The sequence below is a fragment of the Micromonospora sp. NPDC049275 genome (assembly GCF_043197115.1).
Taxonomy (GTDB): Bacteria; Actinomycetota; Actinomycetes; order Mycobacteriales; family Micromonosporaceae; genus Micromonospora.
Map to the genome: position 1 here is coordinate 114,989 of NZ_JBICSN010000017.1, position 7,647 is coordinate 122,635.

Sequence of the window (7,647 nt, forward strand, 5' to 3'; positions counted from 1 at the left end):
GTCATCCTTCCGTCGGGTCGACGCCGAGCGCCCGCAACAGGGACTCCCGGTAGGCGAGGAACTGCGGCTGCCGGTGCGAGCGCGGCGTCGGCAGGTCGATGGCGAGGTCGATCGCGATGCGGCCCGCGTCGAGCAGCAGCACTCGGTCGGCGAGCGTGACGGCCTCGTCGACGTCGTGCGTGACGAGCAGCACCGCCGGCCGGTGCCGGGTGCACAGCTCGCGCAGCAGGCCGTGCATGCGCAGCCGGGTCAGCGCGTCCAGCGCGCCGAACGGTTCGTCGGCCAGCAGCAGCTCCGGCTCGGACACCAGGGCCCGGGCCAGCGCCACCCGCTGCTGCTCGCCACCGGAGAGCTCGCTGGGCCAGGCCCGTTCCCGACCGGCGAGCCCGACCTCGGCGAGGGCCGCGCGGCCGCGACCGGGTGCGTCCGGCCCGCGCAGGCCGAGGATGACGTTGTCCAGGACGCGTTGCCACGGCAGCAGCCGGGCGTCCTGGAAGACGACCGAGGAGTTCTCCGGTACGTCGACGACACCCGCACCGGTCCGGTCGTCGTCCAGGCCGGCGAGCGCCCGCAGCAGGGTGCTCTTGCCCGAGCCGCTGCGTCCCAGCAGCGCCACGAACTCCCCGGCGCCGATCTCCACATCGAGGTCGTCCAGCACGGTCCGGTCGCCGAAACCGCGCACCAGCCCCTGGACCCGTACCGGTCGGGTGCCGGTCAGTCCGCCAACGTGCGTCGCCACGACAGCGTCCTCCTCTGCACGAGTCGGACGAGACCGTCGGACAACAGCCCGAGCAGCCCGTACAGGACGAGCCCGACGATGATCACGTCGGTCTGGCCGTACTGGCGGGCCAGGTCCATCATGTAGCCGATGCCGCTCGTCGAGTTGATCTGCTCGACCACCACGAGGGCCAACCAGGCGCCCACGACCGCGAACCGCATGCCGAGCAGAAAGCCGGGGAGCGCGCCGGGTAACACGATGCGGCGCAGGAAGACGGCCCGCGACAGGCGCAGGGAGTCGCCCAGCTCGACATAGCGGCTGTCGATGCTGCGCAGCCCGTTGTGGGTGTGAATGTAGACGGGCACCAGCACGCCGAGCATGATCGTGGTGACCTTCATCTGTTCACCGATGCCGAGCCAGAGGATGAGCAGCGGCACCAGCGCGAGGGCCGGGATGGCCCGCTTGATCTGGATCGGGCCGTCGAGGATCGCCTCACCCCACCGGCTCAGTCCCGCGACCAGGGCCAGCACCGTGCCGATCACGGTGCCGAAGGCCAGGCCGAGCACGGCCCGCTGGGTCGACACGGCGAGGTTGTCCTGCAGGCGGCCGTCCGCGATGAGGTCACCGGCCGTCGTCACCACGGTCCACGGGGCCGAGAAGGTACGCGGGTCGAGCCAGCCGGTCGCCGAGCCGGCCGTCCATCCGGCCAGCAACAGCAACGGACCGAGCGCCGACCCGAACGGAATGGGGCGGCCCGGCCTGAGCCGGCGCCTCGGCTTGCGCGTGGGGGTGGCCGTCGTGGTCTGGGGTCGGGTGAGGAGGGAGGCGGTCATCGGGCACCTCCGGGGGCGAGCGCGTCCGCCGCGACGGACTCGTACCGCCTGTCGTACAGGTCCTCGGCCCGCAGTGGTTTGTTGCCTGTCTCCTTCGCCAGTAGGTCGATGGTCTCCTGGTGCCGGGCGACGGCCTCGGTCCAGGTCGTCGGGATGTCGGCCACGCCGGTGTTCTCCACCAACCACCTGCCGTCGTCGGCGGTGAGGCCCTGGTCCTTGACGTAGTACCTGTCGATCCACTCCTGCGGGTTGGCCTCCCGCCACCGCCAGGCCCGCGCCCACGCAGCCACGTACTCCCGGATCGCGGCCGCCTTCGCCGGGTCGGCGAGCACGGTGACAGGCGCGTACAGGTGACCGGGGTCGTCGCGCAGGCCGTGCGGGATCGTGGTGGCGCCGTCGCGGGCGTACTTCGCCGCGTACCGCCGGATCTGCACACCGCCGAGCGGCGCCACCTCGACCTGGCGGCTGGCGAGCGCCGTCGCGTAGGTGTCGTCGGTGCTGGGCAGCTCGACGAGCTTGACGTCCCGCTTGCTCAGCCCGGCCTGGTGCAGGACCCGCAGCACCAGCGCGCCCTGCGCCTGCCCGGGGCTGTACGCGACCTTCTTGCCGCGGACGTCGGCGAGCGTGGTGACCGCGACCCCGGGGGCGACGCCCAGCCGGTAGATGGCGTGGTTCAACGGGTCCTGGCGGAACTTGGAGGCGACGATCTTCGTGGGTATGCCGGTCCAGTGGGAGTGGATCGGTGGGATGTCCGCGACGGCCCCGATGTCCAGGGCCTTCGCACGGAACGCCTCCAGGGTCTGCGGACCGCCGCTGATGTTGGCGAACTCCACCTGGAACGTGAACTTCTCCACCTCGCCGGAGTACTCCAGTGCCTTCTGGTGCTCCTTGTCGCCCACGACCAGCTTCGTGCCCTTCGGCACGGATTCCGGCAGCGGCGCGCCAGCGGCCAGCGCGGCCTTCGGCGCGTCCTCGCCGGCGCAGGCGGTCAGGCCCAGCGCGACGGCGCCGAGTGTGGCCGACAGGAACGCGCGGCGATCGACATGGCGTGACGACTTCACTTACGACTCCTTCGTGGACGGTTGCAGGGCGGCGTACCGCCCCATGTGGTAGAGCAGCGGGGCGCCATCGCCGTGACCACTGGTCACCGGTTCGGCGAGCACGATCGCGTGATCACCGGCGAGCACCCGCTCGGTCACCCGGCACAGCAGCCAGGCGACCGGCTGGTCGAGCAGTGGCACCCCGTACGGGCCGGGCCGCCAGCCGGAGTGCGCGGCGAAGCGGTCGATGCCGCTGGTGGCGAACGTGCGCGCGACCTCCCGCTGCTCGGCGCCGAGCAGGTGCACCGCTACGTGCTCCGCGCCTGCGACGGTCGGCCAACTCGACGACGACCGGGCGAGGCAGAACGACACCAGCGGCGGGCGCAGGGACACCGACGTGAACGACGTGGCGGTGAACCCGACCGGTGGGTCTCCCGCGGCGGTGATCACGGTGACCGATGCGGCCTGCCGGCGCAGCAGGGCACGGAAGGTGTCCGGATCGATGGTGGTGGCTGGTTCGGCGGTGACGGTCATGACGGTCCTCCTGGGCGGGAACGACCAGGGCGCGCGCTGTCCCCGGGCAGGCGGAGACCCGGCGCGGCGTCGAGCGGCCGTTGATGGGGTCGCGGACACGCTGCGGCTCGTCGTCGAGGCGACGGCGTGGCGACAGGGAGAAGTCAGGAACGCGTGGTCAGCGGCAGCAGCCGCGAGCGGTGGTCCAGCCACGGCAACATCCCCGCGACACCGCCACCGCGGTGCCGTCGAGGGGATTCAGCTGGCTGATCACGGCTCTCACGCTAACCAACTATTCCTACTGGGTAAATAGGATTTCAGACCCTGGGACGAACACGGGACCCGATCCGCGGGAGCCACCACCCGCCTTCGGCGGGTCAACCGTTCCCACCCGCCGCTGCTTTACTGTGCTCGGCTAGGCACGGGCGGGACGGTCGACGGGGCGTCAGATGGATCTGATCTTCGGCAGCATCGAGCGGGCCTTCGATCTGCTCCGACGACGCGTCCCCTGGCTCGCGCTACTGATCGCGGCCCTCGGCTGGCTGGCGGCGACGGCGGCCTTCACCTGGCTGACCCGGTTCGACTCGAACGGCAGGGCCTCGCTGGCCGTGCAGTGGTCGTCGGTAGCCTTCCTCGGACTGCCCCCACTCCTGCTGCTGCTGATCGTCGGTAAACGCGGCATCGCGGGCGTACCCCCGGTGGCCTGGCCGCTCGGCTTCGCGTCCACTGTGGTGGCCAGCGCCCTGATCGGGGTCATCTACGCCGGCAGCGGCCACGACGGCGGGTACGGCTGGGTGGTCTCGCTGTGGAGCTTCCTGTACGCCCAGCTGTTCGTCGTCATCGTCGCCACTGTCGACGAGCTGGTGCGGCGGCGACGGTACGGCCCCGGCGGCTACCGGCACCCCGACGACGAACGTCGCACCCGCCGTCGCCTGCTCCAGGTGAAGATGCTGATCGCGGCGGTCAGCCTGGTGACGGTCCTCGTCAGCCTCGGGGCGGACGGTTTCCTGAACCGACTCGGCGAAGCCGGCGATCTCCAGCTCGGCGGCTCCGGCACCCCGGTGGCCGGCATCGCCATCCTGCTCGTTCCGCTGCTCCTGCTGGCCCTGTTCGTCCGGCATCCCTGGACGGCCCGGGTGGCCGCCCTCGCCGCAGCCCTCACCGTCGGGCTCGCCCTGATCGCGCTCCCCGCACGACAGCGTGCCGACACCGCCCTCCAGTACGGGTGGCTGGTCTGCACCGTCCTCTACCTGCTGCTCAAGGCCGCCAACCGGGAGTACTGGCCGGCGTGGCCGCCCTCGGCGTACGCACCTGGGGCGGCGTCTGCCTTCCCGGGACCGTCGAGGTCGACCGGAGGCGCACCACAGGTGCCGCCTGCCGTCTCCCCTGGGACCGGGCAGCAGACCGCCGCCGGCAACCAGAGCGCCGACGTGGTCTGGATCGTGGTCTCCGTCCTGGTCTACGTGGTGGCCTGCTGCGGTGGCGGCTTCCTCCAGGGATGACGGTCTCGGTCTCGGCGGAAGGCGCTCACATCGGTCTACCGTTCCCCACTACTCGGGGGCGCGATCGTGGTGCGGGCCGAGTTGGCTGATCTCGTACCCGTCGGGGTAGCTCCTGGTGCTGATGCCCTCGGCGAACAGCGGGGTCACGCGCGGCGATCCGCACCACCGTTGCAGCCGCGAGCGCGTCTTCAGCGCCGCGTGCAGGCCGGCCCGGACCGGCCACGGTGGCGTGTCGACCCGCGTCGCGCGTCGCAGCGGCGCGTCGTACATGGCGCTGACCAGGGCGTTTCCCAGGGGCGCGAGCGGCCGGGGAAGCCGGGCGAGCATCAGCATGCGGGTGGCCCGCTCGATGGCCGCCGCGTCGTCGTTGGGCTGCAGGTGAGCCGCGTCGTGGGCGTCGAACCAGGTCTCGAACTCGGCGTACGACCCGGGGATGTTCGTGATGCCCATCCGTCGGCCGAGCTCGCGGTAGAACAGGTACGTCGCCTGCCGCTCGTGGCAGCAGGGCGGACGCCAGCCGTACGTCTGCAACCACCGCGTCGGGATCACCACCAGGCAGCCGAGGACGTAGCGGAAGTCGTCGTTGTCGATGTCGTACGGGCGGTGGATCTGGTTGACCCGCCGCAGCGCGTCGCGGCCACGGGGTTTGTCGAAGCCGTTGAGCACCATCTCGTACATCAGCAGGCCGGTGTCGTCGATGCGCTTCTGCGTGCGGTCGGTCAGCTCGCCGGTGGCGGTGTGCACGGCGGCGATGGCGGGGACGGAGAAGGATCGGTTGAAGGCGAGGTTGAGCCCGAGCTTCATGTCCCACGGAAACTCGCGGCGCAGCATGGTCTGGTAGATGTCCAGGTAGTCGCGCTGCGGGTCCAGCGTGCGGATCCTTGTGAGGTTGTCGTAGCGGCCTCTCATCGGCGGTCGTCTCCAGACATCGGCACGGAACGTGAGTGTAAACTCACCCCGGTTCGCAGCGCGGATGAGCGGGGTGGCATGGCACACGGCACCCGGGGTGAGGTGCTCGGCCGCCTGGCCGACGCGGTCGGAGCCGTCGCCGTCGCGCACCCGACGCGGGTCGCCATCGACGGACCACCCGCCGCCGGCAAGACCACCCTCGCCGACGAGCTGGCCGGCATCCTGCGCGACCGGGGCCGCGACGTCATCCGTGCCACGGTCGACGACTTCCTCTTCCCCCGGGCCCAGCGCTATCCGCGCGGCGAGTACTCGGCCGAAGGCTGCTACGTCGACACCCACGATCACGGGGCGCTCAACCGGGTTCTGCTGGACCCGCTCGGCCCGGGCGGAGACCGACGCTTCCAACCCGCCGTCTACGACCACACCACGGATGCCGTGGTGTCTCCGCCGGTCGCGACCGCCCCGGCCGACGCGGTGCTGCTCTTCGACGGCGTCTTCCTCATGCGCCCGGAACTGATCGATCGGTGGGACCTGCGCGTCTTCGTGTCGACCGCGCTCGACGCGACAGTGGATCGTGCCGTGGTCCGCGAGCGTCGGGTGTCGTCCCGGGTCGAGGTCGAACGGCGCTGGCGTGAGCGCTACATCCCCGCGCAGCAGCTCTACAACGCGACGGTCCGCCCGATCGATCACGTCGACATCATCGTGCGCAACGACGACCCCCAGCGGCCGGTCTGGGAGGCAGGGCCGGGCCGGTGACGTGTGCCGTCCCAGGGGCGCCTCCCAAGGCGGGCGACGGCCTGGCGGCGCGTAGGGCTTTCGAGGACCAGCCTGCCGTTCCGCTCCCAGACGATCAGGCTGCCGGCGTACTCCCGCAGGCAGGTCGCGCCGACGGCCGGTGGAAGGACGACGTGGGCCTCGACGCGAATCGTGGTCTACACGACGACGGCGTCGAGCCGCTGGTGATCTGACAGAGGTGCCCCGGCGTGAGTTTTCTTCCGCCCGGTGCTCTGTCTCCTGGCCCGCGGTGGCCTCAGTCCTCGTCCGTCGGGCTGGGGCGGTTCTTGGCGATCCAAGTGCGAACCGCCTTGCCGTCCCAGACGCGGCCCATGCTCAAGGTGGCGAGGGGGTCAGGGAAGCCCTTGCGGCCCACGATGATCGTGGCGCGCTGCTTGCTGATCCCGCCAAGCAAGTCGCGGATCTCATCCAGCCCGAGCAGCTCCACGACCCTGACGGTATGAGCCCTGAGGATTGCACCAGGCGATATAGGGTGCGACAACTCCTTTGGGGGTTGCCTCCGTGCAACCCCTTGTGATGCGATGGCTGAATGACCCGACGTGTCACGTTCGCGGAATATCTGACGGCCGTAACCCTGACCCTGGCTCGCAGGCATAAGCCGGTGTGGTCGTGGATCAAGTGGCGTAACGTCTGCAAGTGCGGGAATGAGCTGCCCTGTCGGGCAAGGCACAAGGTCCCGATCAACCGGGGTCACTGGCCAGGTGAGAGCCGATGACTGCACACGGACCGGTCGCCCCGCTGTGGCTGTGCGAGACGTGTGACCGCCCCTGGCCGTGTGCCACACGCCGCCTGGAGCTGCTGGGGGAGTACGCCACGTCGCCGGCGGGTCTCCGGACTTACCTGGGATCGCACCTGGTGGCAGCCGCGCAGGACATGTCCTGGGCTCCGGCCGACGCTGTGTACCGCAGGTTCCTCGGATGGCTCGCATGAAGGCCGGCGACATGTTGATCGTGGGGCGAGAAGCCAGCGTGCAGTTCATCCGCCCCATCCGGTTCCGCCTGATCCGCGTACTCGACTGGATCACGTACGACGGGTGGATTTGGCTCGACGGGTATCAGCTCGATGATCGAGGCGACGCCGTGGCACGACGGTCGATCTTCGTCATGAAGGCCGGGCTGCGATCCGCCCCGGCACCCATCGCGGTCGGGCACCCGTGGCAGAAAAGGGCTCCCAGCCGTCGCGTTACGGTCTAACGCCCGCCGTGGCGATGTGCTGTTGAGCGGTATACCGCAGAGGTATGAATACTTGCGTTTTAAGGTGGCGGGTCGCCGGGTGTGGTGGTGACCGGCGTGGCGACGTGACGTAAAGCGGCCACCGTCTCAAGATCGGTTCTGCGA

The 7,647-nt window shown here is 70.3% G+C and carries 9 protein-coding genes; 3 read left to right on the forward strand and 6 right to left on the reverse strand.

Annotation, left to right across the window (positions count from 1 at the left end):
- Window position 1: 1 nt before the first annotated feature.
- Genes ACGFIE_RS30740 through ACGFIE_RS30755 form a run of 4 tightly spaced genes read right to left on the reverse strand, consistent with a single transcriptional unit; the run spans window position 2 to window position 3,125 of the window.
- Window positions 2-739, reverse strand: coding sequence for an ABC transporter ATP-binding protein (locus ACGFIE_RS30740; RefSeq protein WP_363687358.1), 738 nt, complete (start codon window positions 737-739; stop codon window positions 2-4).
- Window positions 715-1,551, reverse strand: coding sequence for an ABC transporter permease (locus tag ACGFIE_RS30745; protein ID WP_393301254.1), 837 nt, complete (start codon window positions 1,549-1,551; stop codon window positions 715-717). The genes ACGFIE_RS30740 and ACGFIE_RS30745 overlap by 25 nt, the downstream gene beginning before the upstream one ends.
- Window positions 1,548-2,612: an ABC transporter substrate-binding protein gene (locus ACGFIE_RS30750; protein WP_393301257.1), complete on the reverse strand. Its 1,065-nt coding sequence runs from the start codon at window positions 2,610-2,612 to the stop codon at window positions 1,548-1,550. The genes ACGFIE_RS30745 and ACGFIE_RS30750 overlap by 4 nt, the downstream gene beginning before the upstream one ends.
- Window positions 2,613-3,125, reverse strand: coding sequence for a flavin reductase family protein (locus ACGFIE_RS30755; RefSeq protein WP_363687352.1), 513 nt, complete (start codon window positions 3,123-3,125; stop codon window positions 2,613-2,615).
- Window positions 3,126-3,553: 428 nt separating this feature from the next.
- On the opposite strand from ACGFIE_RS30755, the gene ACGFIE_RS30760 reads away from it, so the two are divergent.
- Complete coding sequence (locus ACGFIE_RS30760; RefSeq protein ID WP_393301260.1) at window positions 3,554-4,606, forward strand: hypothetical protein; 1,053 nt, start codon at window positions 3,554-3,556, stop codon at window positions 4,604-4,606.
- A gap of 48 nt (window positions 4,607-4,654) precedes the next feature.
- On the opposite strand, the gene ACGFIE_RS30765 is transcribed toward ACGFIE_RS30760, so the two are convergent.
- On the reverse strand, window positions 4,655-5,515 hold the full coding sequence (locus ACGFIE_RS30765) for an oxygenase MpaB family protein (protein ID WP_393301263.1): 861 nt from the start codon (window positions 5,513-5,515) through the stop codon (window positions 4,655-4,657).
- 78 nt (window positions 5,516-5,593) lie between these two features.
- Between ACGFIE_RS30765 and ACGFIE_RS30770 the strand changes: the two genes are divergently transcribed.
- Entirely contained in the window at window positions 5,594-6,271 is a 678-nt protein-coding gene (locus ACGFIE_RS30770) for a uridylate kinase (protein ID WP_393301266.1), read from the forward strand.
- 274 nt (window positions 6,272-6,545) lie between these two features.
- On the opposite strand, the gene ACGFIE_RS30775 is transcribed toward ACGFIE_RS30770, so the two are convergent.
- Complete coding sequence (locus ACGFIE_RS30775) at window positions 6,546-6,737, reverse strand: hypothetical protein (protein ID WP_393301269.1); 192 nt, start codon at window positions 6,735-6,737, stop codon at window positions 6,546-6,548.
- 490 nt (window positions 6,738-7,227) lie between these two features.
- On the opposite strand from ACGFIE_RS30775, the gene ACGFIE_RS30780 reads away from it, so the two are divergent.
- Window positions 7,228-7,503 carry a hypothetical protein gene (locus ACGFIE_RS30780; protein WP_393301272.1) on the forward strand — a complete coding sequence of 92 codons (276 nt, stop codon included), beginning with the start codon at window positions 7,228-7,230 and terminating at the stop codon, window positions 7,501-7,503.
- Window positions 7,504-7,647: the final 144 nt, after the last annotated feature.

Coding starts and splice junctions, on each gene's coding strand:
- ACGFIE_RS30745 (WP_393301254.1), bottom strand. CDS start 1,551: ATGACCGCCTCCCTCCTCACCCGACCCCAGACCACGACGGCCACCCCC.
- ACGFIE_RS30755 (WP_363687352.1), bottom strand. CDS start 3,125: ATGACCGTCACCGCCGAACCAGCCACCACCATCGATCCGGACACCTTC.
- ACGFIE_RS30760 (WP_393301260.1), top strand. CDS start 3,554: ATGGATCTGATCTTCGGCAGCATCGAGCGGGCCTTCGATCTGCTCCGA.
- ACGFIE_RS30765 (WP_393301263.1), bottom strand. CDS start 5,515: ATGAGAGGCCGCTACGACAACCTCACAAGGATCCGCACGCTGGACCCG.
- ACGFIE_RS30770 (WP_393301266.1), top strand. CDS start 5,594: ATGGCACACGGCACCCGGGGTGAGGTGCTCGGCCGCCTGGCCGACGCG.
- ACGFIE_RS30780 (WP_393301272.1), top strand. CDS start 7,228: ATGGCTCGCATGAAGGCCGGCGACATGTTGATCGTGGGGCGAGAAGCC.